This window comes from Nitratireductor sp. GISD-1A_MAKvit (genome assembly GCF_040819555.1).
Lineage (GTDB): Bacteria > Pseudomonadota > Alphaproteobacteria > Rhizobiales > Rhizobiaceae > Nitratireductor.
Genome location: NZ_CP161920.1, coordinates 1,858,682 through 1,880,870 on the forward strand (window position 1 = coordinate 1,858,682; position 22,189 = coordinate 1,880,870).

Here is a 22,189-nt window from a genome sequence, read left to right on the forward strand (position 1 = left end):
GATTTATCGTCATGCGACGAGAAGCTGCTTGCGGTCGGCGCGCTCCTGCTGGGGCGAGCGGGCATAGAGCTCGCGGTAGCATTTGGAGAAATGCGACGCCGAGACGAAGCCGCAGGCGACGGCGACCTCGACGACAGGCAGAGACGACTGGATGAGCAGGTGACGGGCCCGGTCGAGCCGGATTTCCAGGTAGTAGCGGGCGGGGGAGCGCCCCATCTCCTGCCGGAAGAGCCGCTCGATCTGGCGCCGGGAGAGGCCGACGGTCTCGGCGATCTGGACCAGTGACAGAGGCTCGGCCAGATTCGCCTCCATGAGCTCGATGATGGACAGAACCTTGGAATTCTGCACCCCGAGTCGCGCCCTGAGCGGCAGGCGCTGACGGTCGGATGGGCTGCGAACCCGGTCTGTCAATAATTGCTCGCAGACGCGGTTGATGAGGGTGTCGTCGAAATCCTCTCCGATAAGCTTGAGCATCATGTCCATCGCTGCGGTGCCGCCGGCGCAGGTATAGATATTGTCTTCGGTCTCGAAGAGATCGGCGAACACATTGGCGCGCGGGTATTTCTCGGCGAAACCCGGCAGATTTTCCCAATGAATCGCACAGCGCCGATCCGTGAGCAGGCCGGCTCCTGCCAGAACATAGGCGGCCGTGCACAGCCCGCCGATAGCAACCCCACGGTTGTATTCCTCCCGCAGCCAGGCAGACACGGTCTTGTTGCTGTAATCCTCGATGTTCAGTCCACCGCAGACGATCACCATGGAGGGGCGCTCGTGCCCGGCCATTTTCTGCCGTTCCGTCGCGAGTGAGGAACTGACGGCAACTTCGACGCCATTCGAAGCGCGAACGGGGCTGCCTTCGTAACTCGCCAAACGCCAGGTGTAGGCCTCATAGCCAGCCATGCGGTTGGCTGTTCTCAACGGTTCCAGCGCCGCCGAAAACGCCATCATGGTGAAGTCGGGAATGAGGAAGAAAACGATCGACCGCTTGCAGACATTCTCATCCGACATGACGCCTCCCGATCACGCATGACACCTGCCTCCCGGTCATGCGACTGTCAAAGCGTCATCAGGAATTGCTGTTTCTGTCAATGTGCCACGAGCGTGTGAAAGTGGATTTCCACCTGCGCAAATGCATGCGGCCGCCAGCCATGACCGACCGATGGCCAGGCGCTTGTGTTCGAGCGCAAAGCCACGTCGGATCGGGAAGGGGGCAAAGCTTCAGTTAATCAGAAAACCAAGACGCGCGCCCGCCAGAGCGCCTGTCTCTCCAGGCATCGTCTTGCGGAGGCGTTGCCGTGCGAACACGGTATTCGGATTGGCGCTTTTCCGGCGGCGTAGAAAGCGAGCAAAAAGCTTCATTCTGCAGCTCCATGAACAGTTGATCGAAAGACAGTCGGCTCTCACCGAGCGCCTTTCCACGCGTGATGGAGTGGGGTCGCTCGTTCGATACCCGCAAGATAGTCGCGGATACGGCTTCATGAGATGGAAAATGCGAAGCGCTCGTTAGAAAAAGCGACATCTGACCAACTGAACGGGCAAAAAAAGACCCCGGCGACAATGAACCGGGGTCAGGCAGCGGTTTTTGCGGCTGCGTTTAAATGCGTGGCGATTTTTCTCATGGTAGCACGGTCATCCGTTGAGGGGCCCTGCCTTCTTGTTCTTCGGCCTGGTGCCGTATTTTGCATGATGCGTCATTGCGTCGAATTCAATCGCAAAATTGCGCATCGCCTTGAGAGCTCTGGTCAGCGATTTCATTGAACGCACTCCTGTCCCTGGGTTGAGTTTCAGAACCGCGATACGCTGCGGTTGTCCTGTCCGTCGGACTGAACACCGGTGTAGTGCGTGGGCCAGCCGATGTCTTTTCTGATCTCCGGTGGAAGCGTGCCGATCAGACGTTCGGTGCGCCTGCGGTTCAAGGCTGTGCGGTAGTGTCGAACATAGTGGTTCATTCGTGTGAAAACAGACATGGTCCTTCTCCTTGTCTGGCGCTTTCTGCCAGTTGTCATTGTTTGACAAGGTTGACTATGCCGGAATGTTGTTATTCAATCAAACGCAATCGAGTAATCATTTGGTTCAAAGATATTGAATGGAGAGCGCGATGAATGCCCCGGTTAACCATCCTGCCCCCTTACTGGAACCGGATGTTCTGCGAACCTTTGTGGCGATCGCGGAAACCGGAAGCTTCACCGCTGCAGCCAATGCAGTTTTTCGCACCCCCTCGGCGGTGTCGATGCAGATCAAGAAGCTGGAAGAGGTTTTGGGACGTTCGGTGTTTGACCGGGATGCCCGGTCCGTTTCGCTGACATCGGACGGAGAGTTATTATTAAGCTATGCACGCAGACTTCTGGCCTTGAACCGTGAAGCCATCTCGAAATTTGTCATGCCGGACATAAGTGGCATTGTGCGATTAGGATCGCCGGATGATTACGGCGAAAGAATTCTTCCCAGTGTCCTCAAACGTTTCTCCCAAAGCCATCCTTCCATCGCTGTCGATGTGGTGATTGACCAGAGTGTGAACCTGCGCAGGCGCATGGTGAACCGCAAACTGGATCTCACTCTTCTCACCTGCTCCGAAGGGGCGGCCGGAGACGACGTGCAGGTGGTGTTTACCGAGCCCATGGTGTGGGCGGGGGCGAAGGGGGGCTGCGCCCATCTTCGCGATCCTCTTCCTCTGTCTCTCTGGGAAGAAGGCTGCGCCTGGCGTGCCGGCGCGCTTCAGGCAATGGAGCGGGCAGGGCGCGATTACCGAATTGCCTTCATGAGTGCCCACACGGCTGGGCAGCGTGCCGCCATCCTCTCCGATCTGGCGGTCGCGCCTCTTCCAAAATCATTTCTGCGCGACGATCTCGTTGAGTTGGGGCCTGAGGACGGACTTCCCAAGCTTGGGAACTATCACATCGGCATGATGGTTACCCCCGATGCATCGGCACCAGTGAGAGCGGCCGCCGATCATATCCGTTCGACGTTTGAAACTCTTGGCGGGGACGACCAGAAATAACGAGTTGCTGCTTTCCCGCGGGAACAAACATGGGCCTTTGGCTATGACTGTGCAGGACAACCACGTGAAGATTGCCGGGATTGCATTGTCCAGCCCCGACAAGCGGCTGTTCCCCGGGGTGAAAGTCAGCAAGGAAGACCTCGCTTTCCACTACGAATGCGTGGCTTTCCGGATGCTTCCCGGTCTCAAAAAACGCCTCGTCAGCCTGGTTCGCTGTCCCGACGGTGTCGAAGAACCGTGTTTTTTCCAGCGCCATGGCGGAAAGGGCATGTCTGACGCCGTTGCGCGCCTGGCTGTGCGGGAGAAAAGCGGCGAAGAGGACGAGTATCTCCATATCGATGACCTGCCGGGTGTCATTGCCGCCGTTCAGTTGAGCACGCTCGAATTTCACATATGGGGCTCGCGCATCGACCGGCTCGATGCACCCGACCGGCTGGTTTTCGATCTCGACCCGGATGAGTCGCTGGATTTCACGGCCGTTCGGTCTGCCGCGTTTGTGGTACGCGAGCGGCTGAGTGATCTGGGCCTTGAGACAGTGCCACTGTTGACCGGAGGCAAGGGCATTCACGTCATTGCGCCGCTCGTACGCCGGCGCGACTGGCGGGATGTGAAGGATTTTGCGAGGGGTTTCGCAACGCGCCTTTCCCGTGAGGACCCCGCACGCTTTCTGGCCGAGGCGTCGAAAGAGAAGCGGGAAGGGCGGGTCTTCATCGACTGGCTGCGCAATGACCGCTCCGCTACGGCAATTGCGCCTTATTCGACGCGGGCCAAACCCGGTGCTCCCGTGGCGACACCGGTTTCGTGGTCCGAACTCGAAACTGTTCCAGCTGCCAATGTCTTCGGCCTGAAGGACATCCGGGAGAGGGTGAAGAAAACCGATCCGTGGGAGCAGAGCCGAACGTGGCGCCAGTCCGTCACGGCATCCATGCTGAACGCGGTGACCGAAGGCGGAGACTAAACCCGGCCGCGTCCTGCAGGTCGGTCTTCACGCCTGCGCCGGCGGGTGCGGTGCGGGTTGTCATCCGTGGAAGCGGCGTGTGAGCTGCGAGCGGGAAGTTTTACCCTTTGTGATAGCCGGGTGAACGGATCCACCTTGTTGGGCAGCGCCATCGCATGAATGAAATGCTCCTGAAATTTGGCTTCCAGTGCGGTCTCGATTTTCTCGATCCGGCGCACCGTGTCCTCGATCTCGCGGCGATATCCACGGTTCAGCAGGGCCATCCGCGCGCCAGTGCCGGCCGCGTTTCCCACGGCTGACACGTTTTCCAGATCGCAATCGGGAATGAGCCCCAGAACCATGGCATATTTGGGGTCGATGAAGGAGCCGAACGCGCCAGCAAAACGGATCGTGTCAACAGTGGTGACGCCCTGTTTCTCCATCAGGAGTCTGGTCCCGGCATAAAGGGCAGCCTTGGCGAGCTGGATCGCCCGGACATCGGCCTGTGTGACGGTGAGCCGCGGATGGCTCTCCTTCAGCACATAGGAGAAGGTGCGACCCTCGGCGACAATGCGCGGGTGGCTTTGCGCCAGCGCTCCATTGACCACCCCGTCCTCGGAGATGATGCCGCTCAGATACATCTCCGCGATCACCTCGATAATGCCGGAGCCGCAGATGCCGGTCACGCCGTTGTCACCCATGGCCTCGGCAAAGCCCGGCTCATCCGACCATTTTTCGCAACCGATCACACGATAGCGCGGTTCGAATGTTTCCCGATCGATGCGTACGCGTTCGATGGCGCCAGGAGCGGCGCGTTGTCCCGATGAGATTTCCGCACCCTCGAAGGCCGGGCCAGTCGGCGAGGAGGCGGCGACAAGGCGGGCGCGGTTGCCAAGCAGGATTTCCGCATTCGTGCCCACATCGACAATCAACATCATCTCATCCTGACGGTGAGGGCCTTCAGCCAGAGCCACCGCGGCTGCATCTGCCCCCACATGCCCGGCAATGCAGGGGAGGAGATAGGTGCGCGCACCGGGGTTGATGTCGAGCTCAAGGTCGCCGGCCCCAAGCTTCACCGCTCCCGAAACGGCCAGCGCGAAGGGAGCTCCGCCAAGCTCCGTCGGGTCTATGCCCAGAAACAGATGGTGCATGATGGGGTTGGCGACGAACACCGCGTCCAGGATGTCATGTCGTTCGACGCCGCCAATATCGGCCACCTTCTGTACCAGTTTCGAGATTTCCAGCCGCACGGCCCGTGTCATGGCTTCGCGCCCGTCTGGGTTCATCATCACGTAGGATACCCGGCTCATCAGGTCTTCGCCGAAGCGGATCTGCGGATTGGATGCGCCCGCAGAAGCCATCACGCGGCCCGACAAAAGCGACACGAGGTGCATGGCAATGGTCGTGGAGCCGATGTCGCAGGCCAGTCCGCAAGCCTCGTTCTTCAGGCGGGGCCACAGGGCCACGAGCCTTGGAATGTCATCTTCCTCATCCTGATGAATGGCGGCGGTGGCGGTCCATTGCCCCGCGCGCAGGATGCCCTGAACCTGGGGCAGAAGGTGCGCATCCACCTCGATGCGGTCAAAGCCCCAGTCCTTCTGGAGTGCGGCCTTGAGGCGGTCGAGATCGCCGAGCGGCCTGTGCATGTCGGGCTCTTCGACCTCGACATAGCAAAGGTTCATCGCCGGTTGTCGTTCGATGAGACGGGTGTCGGCATCCTTGCGCACCACCTGTGCGTTGATCACGGCATCCTGCGGCACGTCGATGACGAGATCGCCTTCGATCGTCGTGGAACAGGACAGGCGGCGGCCAGGAAGCATCGTGCGTTTCTGGGCATAGCGTTTTTCGCGCGCGCCGACGGGTGAGATGTGGTCCTTCAGGGAGGAGATCTTGTGCTTTGCGAAATGGCCTTCCTGCACTTCGATCTGGCAGCGGCCGCAAGTGGCACGCCCGCCGCACACGCTTTCCACATAGACGCCGAGTTGCCGGGCCGCATCGAGCACTGTCGTGCCTTTTGGAAAACGGCCGCGTTTGCCTGAAGGCATGAATAGGACGAGCGGGTCTCCGCTCATGGCAGTGGCCGCATGTCGTAGGCCTTCTTCATGTTCGCTGCGATCCTGCATGTCTGTGCAACCAATTCGCTTTCACTCCCGCGCCCGACGTGCCTCACGCCCGCCGCGTCTCCGTGCGCCGCTGCCGGCTGTAGCCGCTGCCGGTGCGGTTGTTCCCGCCGCTGCCGGCTGATGATCACGATAGGTCATGATCCAGTTGGAGCAGTTGGGGTCGGTGCCGTTCAGAACATTGGCAGCGCGCACCATTTCCATTTCCTGCGGACGGCAGGGGTTCATGATGGCGCTCGTCATGCCGGCGCCGATCACCATGGGAATGAAGCCGGCATTGATGCCGTGCCGATGCGGCAGACCAAAGGAAATGTTGGAAAGACCGCAGGTGGTGTTTACCTTCAACTCTTCGCGCAACCGCCGGAGAAGGCGGAATACCTGCTGGCCAGCCGTCCCCATCGCGCCGATCGGCATCACCAGCGGGTCGACCACGATATCGTGTGGGGGAATGCCGAAATCGGCAGCGCGCTGAACGATCTTCCTTGCGACTTCGAACCGCACGTCCGGGTCTTCTGAAATGCCGGTTTCGTCGTTGGAGATGGCCACGACCGGCACATCGTATTTTTTGACAAGCGGCAGGATCGCTTCCAGCTTTTCTTCTTCACCGGTGACGGAGTTCACCAGTGGGCGACCCTTTGCAGCCCTGAGCCCGGCTTCGATGGCGGCGGATACGGAGGAATCGATGGAGAGCGGTACGTCGACCAGATCCTGCACGATCTCCAGCGTCTGGACCAGAAGCCCGGGTTCGGTCGCGTTGGGATCGACCGCCGTCACACCGGCATTCACGTCCAGCATGGTGGCGCCGGCCGCCACCTGTGCGAGCGCGTCATGCGTCACCGTCTCGAAATTGCCCGCGACCATCTCTGCGGCCAGCTTCCTGCGTCCGGTCGGATTGATGCGCTCGCCGATGACGCAGAATGGCTGGTCAAAGCCGATAATGACTTCCCTTGTGGCAGAGGCGACGATGGTTCGGGTCATTCACTGTCCTCCTGGAAACATGAAACGGCGTTTGTGACGCTGATGGTGTTTTCAACTGGCTTCGCTGGCGTCCTTCACCATGTCCACCGGCGTCTCGGTGCTCGCGTCGTGCAAAATGTGTTCGAGCCGTTCGGCGATCAGCGCATCGTCGAGGCCGGGTTCACGCTTCCATGGCCTGCGACCCTTCAAAACGCCGGAATCGTGCACGATCTCGGCCACGAACTCTTCCTGTCGGTAGGCCATCACGTGAACCCCCGAAATGCCTGCGATCTCCTTCACCTCATTGATGATGTCGATGCACAGGCGCTTGCCTTCCTCTTTCTGGTTTCGCGCGCCCTCCAGCCGTTCGATCACCGGATCGGGAATGTGGATTCCGGGCACGTTGGAGCGGATCCAGCGGGCAGTTTTTGCTGAAGCCAGTGGACCGACGCCGACCAGAATGAAGCATTTCTTATCGAGCCCCAGGTCACGCACCCGGCTCATATATTGCTTCAGCATCGGTACATCGAAGCAATACTGGCTCTGCACGAATTGTGCTCCGGCCGAGATTTTTTTGGCAAGCCGCAGCGGACGGAAGTCGTATGGCGGGGCGAAGGGGTTGATTGCGGCACCAAGGAAAACGGCTGGCGGGGTGGCAAGTTTTCGCCCGGAAAGAAATCTTTCCTCGTCACGCATGGTGCGCACGGTTTCCAGAAGGGACATGCAGTCGAGATCAAAGACAGGCTTTGCTCCCGGCTGATCACCGGCCTGCACGCCGTCGCCTGTCAGGCACATGATGTTGCCCACGCCCATCGCAGCCGCTCCCAGAACATCGCCCTGAATGGCGATGCGGTTTCGGTCACGGCAGGCAATCTGCATGATTGTCGCGTACCCCATGCGCGTCAGCAGCGCGCAAATGCCCATGGAGGACATGTGGCAGTTCGCGCCGGATGCATCGACGGCATTGATGCCGTCGACCCAGCCGTCGAAAACGGCCGCACGCTCATAGACATCCTGGGCGTTGGCGCTGTCGGGCGGGTTAAGTTCCGCCGTCACCGCAAATTCACCGCGCCGCAGAACACGTTCCAGCCGACCACGCGAGGAATGGCCGGGCAGGGGATCCAACGGTAGCTCGACCCCCTTGGGATTTTCGTCGATCTGCGGCGGGCGTGTCGTCATGCCTTCGTTCTCCCGCCAGCTTCACGCCTGCGCGCTTCCTTGGCAGTGACCCGCAGCCAGGCCGAGCTTTCGCGCAGCGACTGATCGACTGGCTTTTGCACCTGAAGGATGTTGTCCCCGCCTCGCATGGCCTGGGCGCCTTCCCAGGGCCTTCACCCATACACAGGGCATGTCGGGTTCCACTTCGCAGTTTCCATCGGCGCGCACGCCGCCGCACGGACCGTTGCGCAATTGCTTGGGACAGTTCATGGGACAGGACATGCCGGTTGAAGACAGAATGCACTGGCCGCACATTCGGCAATCGAACATCAGTCCCTTCACGTGGCGTTCGACGAATTTCACCGGCTTTTCGGCGCGACCATAGCCAATGGCGTTCCATAGCGGGTGCAGCGCAAGAAACATGTTTGAAAAGCGCGCATAGGCCCATTCAAGCAGACGTGCATGGCGCACGGACCAGCGTCGCATTGTGTAACGTCGCTGCACGCGCCTCTGCGGGGAGACACTGGCGGGATGGTAGGCGAATACTTCGCGCGCGTTCTTGACCCGTGTCGCCTGTGTGATGCCGGTGCTGTGTTCGGGGCTAGCTGTCATCCTGGCCACCCGCCTTCACCAGCGCAATCAGGCGTTCTTTGTCATATTCGCTTTCGATCGCTTCCACTGCCCGGCTGGCTTCGGCCTCAAGGTCATTGCCGACAGGCACGGGCTTTCCGCGTCGCCAATCGGCGAGATAGGCATCCGTGTCCCGTGCGCCCACGCGCATGGCACACATGTCGATCGCTTCGGTGAAGCGCAGGGGCAGTTCTCGTTTGGCACTTTGACGCCCTTCCCGGACAATCACCTGAGCGGGGATGTCGCGCCAGTAAACAACGATGAGCTGTGCCATAAGCGCCTGCTCCTTCCTCGATTTTCAGAATTGCCGCATTGCCTCGCGCTCGCTTGCTGCGAGGCGACGCGCGACCATTCAAATGCGACGTGAAGGAACGAGTGGAGCCGCTCTCAGTGTATGACTGCACCGGCCATCATGCTGGCACCAACGACGACACCGGCAATGACCAGAAGCGAAAGAACCCCACAGGTGAGCGCGATGCCGAGCAGCAGACCGTCGCGCTCGGAAAGCGCCAGGCCAATCAGCACGCAAGAAAACGCGGGAAACCAGTTTCCAAGTGGTATGGGCAGGGTGACGGCAATGGAAAGAACAAATGCTGCCAGACCAATTATCCTGTCGGCATGATCGCGCGCGAATGGCCAGTAGCGGGGCTTGATCAGTCGTTCCAGCCAGATCAGGCGCGGAATGAGCTTTTGGCTCATGTGACGGAACTTGTCGGCGCCGATGGCCTTGTTCAGCAGAAATCTGGGCAGCCATACCGTGTGATTGCCCATGACCATCTGCAAGGCGACCAGCACGAGGGGCGGTCCGAGCACGAGTGTGCTGCCGGGCGGGAAGGGCAGAAGGTTCAGGCTGGCGAAAAACACCAGAAGGGTCGCGAAGCTGCGGTCACCGAGCGCCTGGCGAATTTCGCCTATCGTGACCCTGTCTTCCGCGTTTCTGGCCAGGTCGCGGAAAATGCGCGACAGGCGGCGCGGCGGCAGGTGAGCCGGCGGTGCGTTCAACACCGTATCCAAGTCCGTTCCCTCCGCCTTCATTTCATCCATCTCGCCGGTCGTTCGAATCTCGACCTCGGTGCTCTACAGTTTTGTCCGGATGCCGTTAAGCTTTCGTGACGGATGTCGCAAGCGTTCTGCGCGGATACAATTTCTAGCGGCCGCGCCGAAATTCCAGAATGTCGAGCAGGGATTCCCGTTCCGGTGCGGGAAATTCCATGCGCCAGCCATCTTCCCGATCACGAAACACATAGGCAACCTGATCGCTTTCCCGCCCGGCTCCATAGGCTGGTGGCTCTTCTCCGTTTACAAAAAAGCTTCCGAGATAAATGAGCCGGGACGCACCATCGGTGAAAAACCGCCCCCTGGTTTTCTGCGACCCGGTGAGCTTTTCAAGCATCCAGCCCGCTCCGTCGTCGCTGACCCTGCACCGGAACCAGTCATAGACAACAAGTGGTGCAAGGCCGCCAATCTTGATGGTGCGGCATTGCCAGTTGCCTGCAAGGTCGAAATCTTCAAAAGAAAGTTTCTGTCTTCGATCAATCGCATTGAGTTGGGAGACATCGGGTGGGGATCCTTTTTCCCGTGCCTGTTTGAAAGCTTCGGCCCGCATGCGCTGATAGGCATCAAGACGCGCGGCGTCCCGAAAGGTGATGTCGCGTAGCACCGTGTCTTTCTCGAACCCGGATCGCTCCATATCGAGTTTCTCTTGGACAATCGGCTCTGCGCCTGCCGGGAGAGCGAGCAGGAGGAAGGCCAGAAGCCGCGCGAATGCGGATGAGAAAAATGGGCGCATGAAAGTCTCCTGAGCCGGGATTCTGAAGAAGACGTCAGCGATGCGCTGTCAATGTAACCTTTTGATGGCCTGGGGCGAATTGTCAGGTGTCCTGTGCCGCCGCAAGGAGAGCCTTTCTCAGATCGCCATAACCGGTCTGTCTTTTCTCGTAGACCAGGCCGAGAAGTTTTGCTGCTTCCTGCGCCACGGTTTCGAGGCGAGGGTCATCGGTCTGTGCGAGATAGACGAGTTTCTCATAATTGCCGAAGAAGTCCTGGATCAGCTCGGGATGCCGATCGAGACCGAGCGGCTTCATGAAGAAGGCGTCGAATTGTCGGCACAGGAAATCGGTCATGTAGAATGAAAGCATGTCGTCTTCCGCCGTTTTTTCAAATGCGGCGAGCCCCTGATAGAAGGCGAAGCAGTGCGGTCCGTCGATGCGCGCCACAGCGTGTTTCTGGCAGATCCGGTCGAGCGCTCCGCCTGTGCCGCAATTCGCATACCCAACGAAGATGTTGCGATAGCCTTCCGACCTCGCTTTTGTGATCGCGCCATCCAGGGCGGGAGCGATGCGGTCGGGGCGATAATGAAACTCGGCCGGCAGACAGGTGAGCTCCAGATGATCCAATCCGTTCATCTCCCGCAGTGCCAGAATTTCCCGCGCTATCATTCCGCAGGCTATAACGAGAACTTTTTCGTGTTTCGCGCGTTCTTTCATCGCAATCATCCCGCTTTGACGGGCTGCCTAACCGAGAGGGAGTTGAACCATGTCACGTTCCGCAATCTGCCGACTGGCAGTGTCGATCATTGTCGCCGGATCCCTGGCCGGTTGTGCAAACACGATACGCGGTGTCGGCAAGGATGCAGCGAATGCCGTAGATGCCACACAAAGTGCCGGTCGCGATATCTCGCGCTCGACTTACTAGGGCTCGACCCCGGGGCGGGCTCGCGGTGGCCATTGCCGTTGATCCGCGCCCGCTCAGGCGCTGGCATTTACGTTGTGCTTGCGCCTGATCAGTTCCTTGGCTGTTTCCACGGTTATCGCCGCATCGCGGCAGTAGGCGTCCGCGCCAACCGCCAGGCCGAATTCCTCGTTGAGAGGCGCACCGCCGACGAGCACTATGTAGTTGTCGCGAATACCCTTTTCTTTCATCGTGTCGATGACGACTTTCATGTAGGGCATGGTGGTCGTTAAAAGGGCCGACATTCCCACTATATCTGGCTGGTGCTCCTCGATAGCGGCCAGATAGTTTTCAACGGGATTGTTGATGCCGATGTCGATCACGTCAAATCCGGCGCCTTCCATCATCATGCCAACGAGGTTCTTGCCGATGTCGTGAATGTCACCTTTTACGGTGCCGATCACCATCTTGCCCTGTTTCGGTGCCCCGGTCTCGGCCAGAAGCGGCCTCAGGATTGCCATCCCGGCTTTCATTGCATTCGCCGACAGCAGCACCTCGGGCACGAACAGGATTCCGTCGCGAAAGTCCTCGCCGACGATCCTCATGCCTTCCACCAGGGCCTCGGTGAGGACGCTGTAGGGTTTCCATCCCCGATCGAGCAGTATGTGCGTTGCTTCCTCAATCTCTTCTTTCAGTCCGTCGTAAAGGTCGTCATGCATCTGTTGAACGAGTTCATCGTCGGACAGTTCGGAGAGGATGATTTCATCGTCGGACATGCGTTGGCTCCTGCTCATCTGTGCGCGAAGTTCGATGCGTGACAACTACGAGCCGCGCAAGCGGCTGATGCAATAACCTCTACTGCACAGCATAAGGCCAGGAGTATGCAGCTGTTTGGCTGATTTGCGACCTGTGTAAGAGTTAAAGCGACGCGCCCAAATGGGGTATCAGTAGCATTTGGTTAACTGTGATAAATCGAAACTACAACCTTGAGTTACATTTTACTTTTTTATCTATCGCCTTATGGTAGTTTTTTCACAAGGGGCGAGTAACGCGTTCTAACAGGAGTTGTAAATGCGTAACCCCCTTATTGTATCCGCTGTTTTCGCGGCCGTAATTCTGCCTGGTCCTTCATTTGCAGGTAACGGGTCTGTGCCGTTCACCGCGAAAGTTGCAGCACTATGCGAAATTCTCGTTCAAAAGTCCGGTCAGATGGGCGTCACCCCTGACCTCGCAACCCTCAGTTCAGAGATCACACCCGGAAATCGTGGTATTGCCAGCGTAAGGGCCTCGACTGCTGGTTTCTCTATTACAGCGAATCCACCGAAAGCTTTCAATACCAGTCCTGCTGGTGGTGGTGATAGTGTGGAGTTCAGCACCCTTTACACTTTGACCGGTGCGACCAATACCACTGACCAGGCGGGTACAACGCCGACCAAAATGGATATCGGTATATCGCAGATGGAAGTTGGTCTGGTCGCCAAGAAGACCAGCGGCATCTACCTTCATGGCGATTATACAGCCGAAGTGGTCGTGCTCTGTGATAAAGGGTGAGACCATGAAGGCGATGTTTCTCGCAGCGCTAGCTGCCGTGGTAATCGCCTCTCCGGCATCGGGGCAGTCTATGTCCCCGATGTCGGGGGAAATACGGAGCTTTTCTGATCGGTTCGTCGTTCGCGTTCGCCCGCGCAATCCTTACCGTCACACCATTGAGGTGGCGGTACGAGTGTATGATGAACATTTCAGACCCGTGGCGGCCAGGGTCTCGCCCGCGACCATGAAGCTTGGTGCAGAACGCTCACGCAGCGTTCTGGTTTCTGTCGATTTCGGTGAAAGCAGAACGAAGCGCGTTCGGATCTGCACCGAGAGTGTTCCGTTCCCCAAGGGTAAAGCGAGTATAAAGGCGCTGATATGTGGACGTTTCATAGCCTACCGCATCAATTAATACTGGGAGCTTGCATTCTTCTGGTTGGCGGCTCTGTCGCGAACGGTCAGGATCGCCTCTACAGTGTCAACCAGAGTCAGAACGGTCTGTCGTTGCCCGGTGTGTCGCGGCCCCAGCGGCTTTGATGAAGTTCGAGCAGCTGATGGCACGACTTGCCGCGTTTCCATGTCGAGTTCAGGAGCTTATCTGGATTCGGGTGTCATCGGGAATGCTGCAAATACGCTGGCTGCCTACGGGCGGCTTGTCGTGCCGCTCGGGCAGCGTCCGAAGCGTCTGGACTGTGACCGTCTCTATCAACTTGAACTACAGAGGCTGGAGCTTGAAGTGCGCCTCATGCAGCAAGGGCTCGATCCGCGTCTGCAGTTGGGTGATTCAGACGCTCTCACCGACGAGGCAACGTGGACCATGGAAGGCAGGCGCTAATCGCGCCTGCCTATACCATAAGTGTTACATTTGAAATCTCAATAAATATTGACGATTTGCTGGTTGGAGTCTAGTAAACAATCCTCGATTCAACGGGGGTTTGTTTTGAAGTATATTTATTCTTTCATATTTATTGCTATAGCAATATTTCCTTCTTTCTCTTCGGTGGGTGACATACCTTTTCGCGCTCGCGTAAACGAGAGTTGTACGATTGAGGTCACAGGCGAAGGGTCCATGGTTCGGGATGGCCTGATGGCGCTCGACAGCGCGGTGCCGGGCGGGCGTCCGGGAACTGCGGTGGTCTATACCACTGGTCAGGGCTTTCAGGTCTCGCTGAAAGCCCCGAGTGCCTTTTCAACCTCTCCGGGTGGCGCCGGTCCCATCACTTTCTGGACGAAATACCGAATTGCGGGTGCTACAACGGGCTCGGAAATCCCTGGAAAGATGAAAACGCTTCTGCGGGCCGGTGCCAACCAGCTCAGCGTGGATCTGCGCGCGATGACGGATCATGTGGTCTTCGGGCAGGGTGATTATGAGGCCTATGTCACCCTGACGTGCGAGTGATCGCGATGTTCAGGCTCTTCTGTTTCCTGTTTTCAGCGGTGTTTCTGCCCCTTGCGCAGAGCCACGCCCAGTCCATGTCACCCATGCGTGGTGAGATAAGAAGTGTTTCGGACAGCTTTGCTGTCCGGGTCTATCCAAGCAATCCCTACAGACATCGCATCAATCTGGCTGTTCGTGTGTATGACGCGGAGTTCAGGTCGATTGATGCACGGGTAACGCCTGCCAAAATCGCGCTTGGTGCCGGGGCTACTCGCCCGGTGCTGGTCCTGGTGGGGTTTGAGGGAAAACGTGAAAGACGCGTGCGCATTTGCGCAGAAAGCATCCCGGTTTCAGGGAAAAGCCTCGGAATGAAGGTTCAGATATGCGGAAAATTCATTGCCCGTCGCTTATGATGGGCGGGTTCATCTTTGCTTTTTTGGTACACGCAGGCGCTGCATACGCCTCGGACAGGGGCCATGTCATCAACCAGAACCAGGCAGGCATTTCACTTCCCGGTGTTTCCTCGCCCAGTGGTTTTGACGAGGTGCGCGCCGCTGATGGCACGACCTGTCGTGCATCCATGTCCAACGGGGGCAGCTTTATCGATGCAGGTGTGATCGGCAATGGCGTGCACGACGACCGGGCATCGCTTTCGACCTACGGTCGATTGGTTATTCCGCTGGGGCGCCAGCCAAAACGGCTTGATTGCGACCGTCTCTACCAGCTTGAGCTTCGTCGCCTGCAGCTTGAGGTGAAGCTGCTGGAGCAGGGGCTCGCCGCAAAGCCGGGGGAAACCGTGCCTGGCGGGGCGGGAGCTGTTGACTGGACCGAGAGCGGCGGCTGGACCGACGTGGGCCGCCAGTAGGCATCGAGGTTCATTTTTTCCGTCGGCTCAAGGTCACTTGCGACACCATGTGCCGCTGGCGGAACGGAGGTTGTGTCCGTACGCGCTAGTGTCGGGGCATGTCTTGTCTGACGAGCCTGGTGTGGAGCTTTTGCGATGACGGCAACCATGGACGATGAACCGCAGGATCGGACGCGCAGGGGGCGGATGGGGCGTGGTGAACGTGGCGGCGCTGCCGCCCGCAGAGCTGCGCGGACGAGTGCCGGTCCCGGCCCGCAACTGACCTATATTCGCCGGTCACTCAAACCGTTCGAGGTTCTCGACGAGGAGGCGCTGGCTCTCATCGAGGCGAATGCAGACACTGTTCTGGAAGAAACGGGTATCGAGTTTCGTGATGACGCGGAAGCGCTTTCCCTCTGGAAGGAGGCGGGCGCGGATGTGCAGGGCGACAGGGTTCATTTCCCAAGAGGACTATGTCGCAGGCTGCTGCAAACGGCGCCCTCGGTTTTCACGCAGCATGCACGCAATTCCGAACGTTCGGTGGAAATCGGCGGCAACGCGACGGTTTTTGCGCCCGTCTACGGTCCCCCGTTCGTGCGCGACCTGGATGGCGCGCGCCGGTATGCGACGATTGAGGATTTCCGGAATTTTGTCAAACTCGCTTATTTGGCGCCGTCCATCCACCACTCGGGCGGGACGGTTTGCGAGCCCGTTGATGTTCCCGTCAACAAACGCCATCTCGATATGGTGTTTTCGCATATGCGCTATTCCGACAAGCCCTTCATGGGGTCTGTCACCGCGCCTGATCGTGCCGAGGATACGGTTGCGATGGCCAGGATCCTGTTCGGCGAAGAGTTCGTGGACCAGAACACGGTGGTCATCAATCTGATCAATGCCAATTCACCCATGGTTTTCGACGAGACCATGCTTGGAGCGGCAAAGATCTACGCGCGGGCCAATCAGGCCTGCATTGTTACGCCGTTCATCCTTGCGGGGGCGATGAGCCCGGTGACGGTGATCGGCACCCTGACGCAGGTTCTGGCCGAGGTGATGGCCGGAGCGGCATTCACGCAATTGGTGCGTCCGGGCGCGCCTGTCGTGTTTGGCACCTTCGCCTCATCGATCTCCATGCAGTCGGGCGCACCGACTTTTGGAACGCCTGAACCGTCCCTCGTATCCTACGGGGGCCGCGCAGCTCGCGCGGCGTCTGGGGCTTCCCTTCCGCACCGGTGGATCCCTGACGGGGTCGAAGATTCCGGATGCACAGGCCGCATATGAGAGTGCCAATACGCTCAATTCGACGGTTCTCTCCGGCACCAACTTCGTGCTCCACGGCGCAGGCTGGCTGGAAGGGGGGCTGGTGTCATCCTATGAGAAGTTCATGATGGACATCGATCAGCTGGGCATGCAGCAACGCATTTGCGAACCGCTCGATCTGTCGGAGAATGGTCAGGCCATGGATGCGATCCGTGAGGTGGGGCCGGGAAGCCATTATCTCGGCTGTGCTCACACCCAGGCGAATTTTCAGACTGCGTTTTACCGCTCGTCCATCGCCGACAACAATTCCTATGAGCAATGGTCGGCGGAAGGAGAGAAGACTTCGGCGCAGAGAGCCAACGAACTCGCAAGGCGCTGGCTTGAAACCTATCAGGCCCCTGCTCTCGATCCGGGTATTGAAGAGGGGTTGCTGGATTTCATGGCGAAGCGGAAGGAATCGATGCCCGATGCTTTCACCTGAGGTCAGCCCGAAGGGAAGGCCTTGAGCGAGCGACCGTCCTTTGTTTCCAGCACCAGTGCGCCCTGAGAGGTGAGCGTGTAATGTTCGATCTGTGGCAAGATGGACAGGAACCTGTGTTCCTGGAACATCAAAGCTTCCGCACATGCCATTTTGCTGGACATAGCCTGACCGATGGATAGTCGTCCGTTTTCGGCGGTCCAGTTCGCAAAATAGCGATTGCAGGAAGCATGGCCAGTCAGCCGACCATCGTCGGAGAATGTGAGAGTGACGCGGGACGCATCGATGATACCGCCGCCATCGATGTCTTCAACCACCCATTCAACGTTTCTGATCTGATCAAGAACGGGCTGCCCTGTCGCCATGGTTGCGAAGAAAGGGCTTTTGGCCAGAGCGAGAAAGACGTACGAGGCGGGACGACCGGGGTACATGAACAACTCCATATTGCGCTTGCCGGCCTTGGCCGACCGTGTTTGCAATTGTCTGTCATGGGATTGTGGCCCCATTTCGGGTAAGCCAGGCAGGCCAGCGAGCGCTTGCGTGTCGCATCAGGCCGAATATGATGGCGCAGACGGCGCGTTCGCGTCGGATTTCAATATTCGGAGAGTTTCCATGGAAAAGCGCCGTCTTGGACGCAGCGATCTTCTTGTTTCGCAGATCTGCCTTGGCACGATGACATTCGGCGAACAGAACACTGAAGCGGAAGGCCATGAACAGATGGATTTCGCGGCAGAGCGCGGCGTGAACTTTCTGGATATGGCCGAACTCTATCCGATCCCTCCAAAGCCCGACACGCAGGGGCGCACTGAGGAATATGTCGGGACCTGGATGAAGGCGCGCAAGAACCGGGACCGGATCATCGTTGCGTCAAAGGTGGTGGGGCGTACGGCGAATGAATGGTTTCGCGGTGACCGGCCCTCCAAACTCGTGCGTGCCGACATCATGGATGCGATCGACAAGTCCCTCAGCCGCTTGCAGACCGACTATATCGATCTCTATCAGATCCACTGGCCCGACCGGAAAATACCCTTTGGCTCGAACCCCACACGGGTGACAGTGCCCGCTGAGCCCCTGGCAGACGAGACGCCAATTGCAGAGACGCTGGCCGTGTTTGACGATCTGGTCAAGGCTGGAAAGATCCGTCATTTCGGCCTTTCCAACGAAAGCTCCTGGGGGGTAATGCGTTACATTGCGGAGGCTGACCGGGGCGTTGGCCCGCGCGTGGTCTCGTTGCAGAATGCTTACAATCTTCTCAATCGGACATTCGAGGTGAACCTGGCTGAAACCTGCCAGAGAGAAGAGGTGGGCCTGTTGGCCTATTCGCCGCTGGGGCAGGGGTACCTCACGGGCAAATATGACAATGGTGCAATGCCCGAAGGTTCGAGGAAGGTGTTGTTCGATCGCCTTCAGCGCTATGAGAAACCCGGCGGTCCGGAGGCTGCCATGGCCTATAATGCCATGGCGCGCCGTTTCGGACTAACACCTGCCAAGTTTGCTCAGGCCTTTGTCAATTCGCGTCCATTCATGACATCGAACATCATTGGTGCGACCTCGATGGCGCAGCTTGAAGAGGCGCTGGATGCACTGGAGGTGACCTGGACCGATGAGATGCAGGAAGCGGTGGACGACCTGCACCAGAAGATCGGAAATCCCAGTTTCTGAGCAGGACCTGCTCAGACCGTGCCGGGCTGCGGCTGACCGCTGCCCAGCACCACCATGCGTGCTCCGCGTGGAACGCGTTTGTACAGATCGATGATGTCGTGATTGAGGAGGCGGATACAGCCCGAGGACACTGATCTGCCGATCGACCAAGGTTCGGTTGTCCCGTGAATGCGGTAGAGCGTGTCCTTGCCGTTCTTGTAGAGGTAGAGCGCGCGGGCGCCCAGTGGGTTTGCAAGGCCACCCAGCATGCCCACGGCGAGCGGGCGATACCGCTCGGGTTCACGCTCTATCATGGCAAGGGTTGGCGCCCAGTTCGGCCATTCGGCCTTGCGACCGATCACGCCATCGCCCTGATACTCCAGTCCTGCCTTTGCCACGCCAATGCCGTAGCGCATTGCCTTGCCGCTCTCCATGACCAGATAGAGAAATCGGTTCTCGGGGTCCACGACGATCGTTCCGACCGGCTGACTCGTCGGATAATCGACCATTTGGCGCAGGTATTTTCGGTCCATTTTGGTCACGTCCACCGCGGGGATGACGATGCCGTTGTCCTCAATCTCGCTATACATGTCCTGATAGTAGGAGAGCATGGGGCCGGGCACATCTGCCGTGGGAATGTTGCTGCGGGGCGCGGTGACAGAGCACGCCGCCGTGAACATGGGCAGGAGCATGAGCAGGAACAGCCGTGCTGCACGTGCCGTGGCACAGGTGGGATGCGTGTGAGACAAGGAACTCTCCTTATGAATGCCTGTGGTTCGCCGTGAGGATAATCAGCGACACGGTTTGGAAGGTGATGCGTCGCCGCGGCGGCTCACCAAGCGCTTTCCCACGAATTGTGGCAAAGTTCGGCAAAGGAACGCCATGCCGAGTGAATTATTCAGACAAGGCGACACTCCTGTCGACGGCTGAGACATTTTTCACACACTGGCAGGTGGTCGGCCAGGGTGGCACGAGGGGATGCGCAGGCGCGCGGCGCATCGTGATGGCGTGGTTAACAGGATGATTCAAACTTTATTGGTAAGTTTACCGTAGTGTTACGTATTCGGCCGGTGAATGGGCGCCGGCTCTCCCAGTTCCTCGAACTCATGCAGATCGTCTATGCGTATCCCTGCGTTCCTTCGACCTGTCGTTTTTTCACTCGCTTTGGCTGGCTGCACGGGTGGCCCCAGCATCGAAACAGCACTCAAGGTTGATCCGCCTTCGCCGGAAATCACAAGCTCCATTGTCCGACCGGATGTCGGTGTGCCGGAAGGGGCCGTGGAAAAGGCCGAAACCAGGCATCTCAGTGACGCCGGAATGACCGCGATTGCGGAAAGTGACCGCGTGTCCGCCCCGGCGTTCGAGCAGGTGGCGATGGTTGCGCCACCCAAGCCGACCCTACGTCCCAAAAGCTCCTCGACCGGCAAGGTCTATCGCAGCCGGTTCGGTGATGCGCATCCGATCAATTTCGGCAAGGTGACACCAAAACATCATGCGGTGCACGGCGTTGACGTTTCGCGCTGGCAGGGTGACATCGACTGGGTGAAGCTGCGCTCGCGCGGCGCGAATTTCGCCTATATCAAGGCGACGGACGGTGTCGATCACCTTGATCCGATGTTCAAGAAAAACTGGAACGGAGCCGCAAAGGCGGGCATTCGCCGCGGGGCATACCACTTCTTTTTCTGGTGCCGGAAGGCATCCGATCAGGCCGAGTGGTTCATTCGCAATGTGCCCAAGGTGAAGGGCGCGCTGCCGCCGGTTCTGGATGTGGAGTGGAACCACCAGTCGAGCTGCAAGTGGAAACCGTCGCGCGCGGAAGTTCTGGAGAAGATGCAGGTCTTCCTCGACCGGCTGGAGCGCCATTATGGCCAACGTCCCATCATCTACACCGCACCGGATTTCTACAAAGACAATCTGAAGGGGGCGTTCCCGAACCATCCCTTCTGGCTGCGTGCCGTGGCCGAGCATCCCTCGAAGGTTTATCCGGGCCGTGACTGGGTGTTCTGGCAGTATTCGGGATCGGGCCTGAGCCAGGGCGTGAACGGGAAGATTGATCTCAACGTTTTCCACGGCGACGAGAGCGCCTGGTGGCGCTGGGTGGGGAAAGTGGCGGGCTGAAAGCCACGCACGAGGGGTTTTCGGGGGCGCGTTCTGCGCCCCTTTTTTGTTAGCCGCGGGCTTCGGCAATGGCGGCGACGATGGCCTGACGCGGCATCGCGCCATAGTGCATTTTCGTGTTGAAGAGGAAGGGCCGGCGTGCCGTTGAAGCCGAACGCATTGGCCTGATCCATGTTGCGGGAGAGAATCCCTTCAATGCGTTGGCGGTCTTTCTTGAAGTTTGCCATGAGTTGTTCCGGATCGTGACCCGCGTTGGCGATCGTTTGGTCGACTTCTTCCCTGGTCAGTCGGGCGGGCGTGGCCATTAGGGCGTTGTGAATCGCTTCATAGTCCGGGCCGGCGGCGAGAACGAGGCGTGCCGCATGGACGGACGGAGCGCCGAAAATCGGCCAGTCCTTCATCACCAGCCGCACATTGCCGTCTTCACGCACCACGTCGAGCAGGTCCGGGTGGCCGCGTTTGCAATAGGGGCACTGGTAATCGAAGAACTCGGCGATGGTGACGTCGCCATCCGGATTGCCGATGACCGGGATCTCGGGATCGAACAGAACCTCTTCGACGGTCGGGTAAAGCTGGGCGCGGGCCGGACCGGCGGCGGTGACGAGCGTCGCTGCGCCGGCGACGAGCAGGGTACGGCGGTTCATCATGGCCTTGTGTCTCCTGATGGGCTGATGCTGGTTTTGAGGTCCTCGATCTTTTCGACGAGCACCTCGCGTGAGATTTCGCCCAGATGTGCGTGTTGCAGGACGCCGTCGGCGTCGATGAACAGCGTGGCGGGCAGTCCGGGTGCGCTGTAGAAGCGCGACAGATCGCTGAACTGGTCGACAAGTATCGTGTCGAGCGAGAGGCCGGAGGCGGCGAGATAGCGCTGGATGGCGGTGCGGCCTTCGCCCTGATTGGCGAAGACGAAGGTGACGCCGTCCGTCGAGGCGGCGATGTCGGCCATCATGGGCATTTCACGCCGGCAGGGCGGGCACCACGTCGCCCACAGATTGACCACCTGCGGCGTGCCCTTGTGCTCTTCGAGGCGGTAGCCATTGCCCTCCAGCGTTTCAAACGCCTGATCCGGGACGGCGAGCGGGTCGGTGCCGCCGGTGAGCTGCCATGTCGTGTTCCAGACGATGAGGGAGAGGGCGAGCGGCAGGACCGCCCAGAGGCGCTGGCGGCCTGTGGGCAGCATGACAAGCAGGCTGACGATAACGGCGGCCGCGCCTGTTGGCCAGTAGAAGCCGCCCTGCCAGAGCGCAAAAATGCGCAGCGGGTCGGGCGCGAAACTTTCCAAGTTGATGAGCACATGACCGAGGCGCGCGCCGATGATGCCGCCGAGAAACGCCCACCAGGACCAGGCATTGAAGCGTTCGTCCACCCTGCGCGCCATGATGCCGGTGACGATGAGGAAGGCAAAGATGGCGAGCACGACCGCGAAGCGGTCTGCCGCAAGGACGAGCGGCCCGAGAGAAACGGCGTTCATGA

The 22,189-nt window shown here is 59.1% G+C and carries 23 protein-coding genes and 3 pseudogenes; 10 read left to right on the top strand and 16 right to left on the bottom strand.

Annotation, left to right across the window (positions count from 1 at the left end):
* Window positions 1–9 precede the first annotated feature (9 nt).
* From AB2N04_RS10160 to AB2N04_RS10170, 3 genes are all read right to left on the bottom strand, one after another.
* Window positions 10–1,008 carry a GlxA family transcriptional regulator gene (locus AB2N04_RS10160; protein ID WP_367718650.1) on the bottom strand — a complete coding sequence of 333 codons (999 nt, stop codon included), beginning with the start codon at window positions 1,006–1,008 and terminating at the stop codon, window positions 10–12.
* 621 nt (window positions 1,009–1,629) lie between these two features.
* A complete protein-coding gene (locus tag AB2N04_RS10165) occupies window positions 1,630–1,755 on the bottom strand; it encodes a hypothetical protein (RefSeq protein ID WP_367718651.1) in 126 nt (41 codons plus the stop codon).
* A 29-nt stretch (window positions 1,756–1,784) separates the two neighbouring features.
* Window positions 1,785–1,967, bottom strand: coding sequence for a hypothetical protein (locus AB2N04_RS10170; RefSeq protein WP_367718652.1), 183 nt, complete (start codon window positions 1,965–1,967; stop codon window positions 1,785–1,787).
* A gap of 131 nt (window positions 1,968–2,098) precedes the next feature.
* Here AB2N04_RS10170 and AB2N04_RS10175 point away from each other — a divergent pair, with 131 nt between their 5' ends.
* On the top strand, window positions 2,099–2,998 hold the full coding sequence (locus AB2N04_RS10175; protein WP_367718653.1) for a LysR substrate-binding domain-containing protein: 900 nt from the start codon (window positions 2,099–2,101) through the stop codon (window positions 2,996–2,998).
* A gap of 64 nt (window positions 2,999–3,062) precedes the next feature.
* Window positions 3,063–3,956, top strand: coding sequence for a non-homologous end-joining DNA ligase (gene ligD / locus AB2N04_RS10180; RefSeq protein WP_367718654.1), 894 nt, complete (start codon window positions 3,063–3,065; stop codon window positions 3,954–3,956).
* Here ligD and AB2N04_RS10185 read toward each other — a convergent pair.
* The 8 genes and pseudogenes from AB2N04_RS10185 to AB2N04_RS10220 form a co-directional block, all read right to left on the bottom strand.
* A complete protein-coding gene (locus tag AB2N04_RS10185; protein ID WP_367718655.1) occupies window positions 3,953–6,058 on the bottom strand; it encodes an ASKHA domain-containing protein in 2,106 nt (701 codons plus the stop codon). The genes ligD and AB2N04_RS10185 overlap by 4 nt on opposite strands.
* Before the next feature lie 21 nt (window positions 6,059–6,079).
* Window positions 6,080–7,033, bottom strand: a complete 954-nt coding sequence (locus tag AB2N04_RS10190; protein WP_367718656.1) for a methyltetrahydrofolate cobalamin methyltransferase — start codon at window positions 7,031–7,033, stop codon at window positions 6,080–6,082.
* A gap of 51 nt (window positions 7,034–7,084) precedes the next feature.
* Window positions 7,085–8,191: a methylenetetrahydrofolate reductase gene (locus AB2N04_RS10195; RefSeq protein WP_367718657.1), complete on the bottom strand. Its 1,107-nt coding sequence runs from the start codon at window positions 8,189–8,191 to the stop codon at window positions 7,085–7,087.
* Window positions 8,188–8,782: pseudogene (locus AB2N04_RS10200) on the bottom strand (methylenetetrahydrofolate reductase C-terminal domain-containing protein). The gene AB2N04_RS10195 and the pseudogene AB2N04_RS10200 overlap by 4 nt, the downstream one beginning before the upstream one ends.
* Complete coding sequence (locus AB2N04_RS10205; RefSeq protein ID WP_367718658.1) at window positions 8,772–9,074, bottom strand: virulence factor; 303 nt, start codon at window positions 9,072–9,074, stop codon at window positions 8,772–8,774. The pseudogene AB2N04_RS10200 and the gene AB2N04_RS10205 overlap by 11 nt, the downstream one beginning before the upstream one ends.
* A 113-nt stretch (window positions 9,075–9,187) precedes the next feature.
* The gene (locus AB2N04_RS10210) at window positions 9,188–9,805 is read right to left on the bottom strand and encodes an exopolysaccharide biosynthesis protein (protein WP_367718779.1); all 618 of its coding nucleotides are present in this window, start codon (window positions 9,803–9,805) and stop codon (window positions 9,188–9,190) included.
* Window positions 9,806–9,947: 142 nt separating this feature from the next.
* Complete coding sequence (locus AB2N04_RS10215) at window positions 9,948–10,589, bottom strand: DUF4893 domain-containing protein (RefSeq protein WP_367718659.1); 642 nt, start codon at window positions 10,587–10,589, stop codon at window positions 9,948–9,950.
* 82 nt (window positions 10,590–10,671) lie between these two features.
* Window positions 10,672–11,286, bottom strand: coding sequence for a DUF1638 domain-containing protein (locus AB2N04_RS10220; protein ID WP_367718660.1), 615 nt, complete (start codon window positions 11,284–11,286; stop codon window positions 10,672–10,674).
* A 49-nt stretch (window positions 11,287–11,335) separates the two neighbouring features.
* Here AB2N04_RS10220 and AB2N04_RS10225 point away from each other — a divergent pair, with 49 nt between their 5' ends.
* Window positions 11,336–11,494: an entericidin gene (locus tag AB2N04_RS10225; RefSeq protein ID WP_367718661.1), complete on the top strand. Its 159-nt coding sequence runs from the start codon at window positions 11,336–11,338 to the stop codon at window positions 11,492–11,494.
* Window positions 11,495–11,547: 53 nt separating this feature from the next.
* On the opposite strand, the gene AB2N04_RS10230 is transcribed toward AB2N04_RS10225, so the two are convergent.
* A complete protein-coding gene (locus tag AB2N04_RS10230) occupies window positions 11,548–12,246 on the bottom strand; it encodes a corrinoid protein (RefSeq protein ID WP_367718662.1) in 699 nt (232 codons plus the stop codon).
* Between the two features lie 295 nt (window positions 12,247–12,541).
* Here AB2N04_RS10230 and AB2N04_RS10235 point away from each other — a divergent pair, with 295 nt between their 5' ends.
* The 5 genes and pseudogenes from AB2N04_RS10235 to AB2N04_RS10255 all read left to right on the top strand — a co-directional run bounded on the left by AB2N04_RS10235 (window position 12,542) and on the right by AB2N04_RS10255 (window position 16,960).
* Window positions 12,542–13,021: a hypothetical protein gene (locus tag AB2N04_RS10235; protein ID WP_367718663.1), complete on the top strand. Its 480-nt coding sequence runs from the start codon at window positions 12,542–12,544 to the stop codon at window positions 13,019–13,021.
* A gap of 556 nt (window positions 13,022–13,577) precedes the next feature.
* The gene (locus AB2N04_RS10240; RefSeq protein ID WP_367718664.1) at window positions 13,578–13,835 is read left to right on the top strand and encodes a hypothetical protein; all 258 of its coding nucleotides are present in this window, start codon (window positions 13,578–13,580) and stop codon (window positions 13,833–13,835) included.
* A 234-nt stretch (window positions 13,836–14,069) separates the two neighbouring features.
* A complete protein-coding gene (locus AB2N04_RS10245) occupies window positions 14,070–14,399 on the top strand; it encodes a hypothetical protein (protein WP_367718665.1) in 330 nt (109 codons plus the stop codon).
* A gap of 361 nt (window positions 14,400–14,760) precedes the next feature.
* Complete coding sequence (locus AB2N04_RS10250) at window positions 14,761–15,243, top strand: hypothetical protein (RefSeq protein WP_367718666.1); 483 nt, start codon at window positions 14,761–14,763, stop codon at window positions 15,241–15,243.
* Between the two features lie 147 nt (window positions 15,244–15,390).
* Window positions 15,391–16,960, top strand: a pseudogene (locus AB2N04_RS10255) (trimethylamine methyltransferase family protein).
* A gap of 2 nt (window positions 16,961–16,962) precedes the next feature.
* Here the strand turns inward: AB2N04_RS10255 and AB2N04_RS10260 are convergent.
* The gene (locus AB2N04_RS10260; protein ID WP_367718667.1) at window positions 16,963–17,388 is read right to left on the bottom strand and encodes an META domain-containing protein; all 426 of its coding nucleotides are present in this window, start codon (window positions 17,386–17,388) and stop codon (window positions 16,963–16,965) included.
* Window positions 17,389–17,569: 181 nt separating this feature from the next.
* On the opposite strand from AB2N04_RS10260, the gene AB2N04_RS10265 reads away from it, so the two are divergent.
* Window positions 17,570–18,619, top strand: coding sequence for an aldo/keto reductase (locus AB2N04_RS10265; protein WP_367718668.1), 1,050 nt, complete (start codon window positions 17,570–17,572; stop codon window positions 18,617–18,619).
* An 11-nt stretch (window positions 18,620–18,630) separates the two neighbouring features.
* Here AB2N04_RS10265 and AB2N04_RS10270 read toward each other — a convergent pair whose 3' ends face one another.
* A complete protein-coding gene (locus AB2N04_RS10270) occupies window positions 18,631–19,347 on the bottom strand; it encodes a L,D-transpeptidase (protein ID WP_367718669.1) in 717 nt (238 codons plus the stop codon).
* A gap of 370 nt (window positions 19,348–19,717) precedes the next feature.
* Between AB2N04_RS10270 and AB2N04_RS10275 the strand changes: the two genes are divergently transcribed.
* Window positions 19,718–20,716 carry a GH25 family lysozyme gene (locus AB2N04_RS10275; protein WP_367718670.1) on the top strand — a complete coding sequence of 333 codons (999 nt, stop codon included), beginning with the start codon at window positions 19,718–19,720 and terminating at the stop codon, window positions 20,714–20,716.
* Between the two features lie 49 nt (window positions 20,717–20,765).
* Here AB2N04_RS10275 and AB2N04_RS10280 read toward each other — a convergent pair.
* Together AB2N04_RS10280 and AB2N04_RS10285 are read right to left on the bottom strand one after the other, a co-directional pair.
* Window positions 20,766–21,363, bottom strand: a pseudogene (locus AB2N04_RS10280) (DsbA family protein).
* On the bottom strand, window positions 21,360–22,187 hold the full coding sequence (locus AB2N04_RS10285) for a prolipoprotein diacylglyceryl transferase family protein (RefSeq protein WP_367718671.1): 828 nt from the start codon (window positions 22,185–22,187) through the stop codon (window positions 21,360–21,362). Before AB2N04_RS10285 ends, AB2N04_RS10280 begins: the two are co-directional and overlap by 4 nt.
* Window positions 22,188–22,189: the final 2 nt, after the last annotated feature.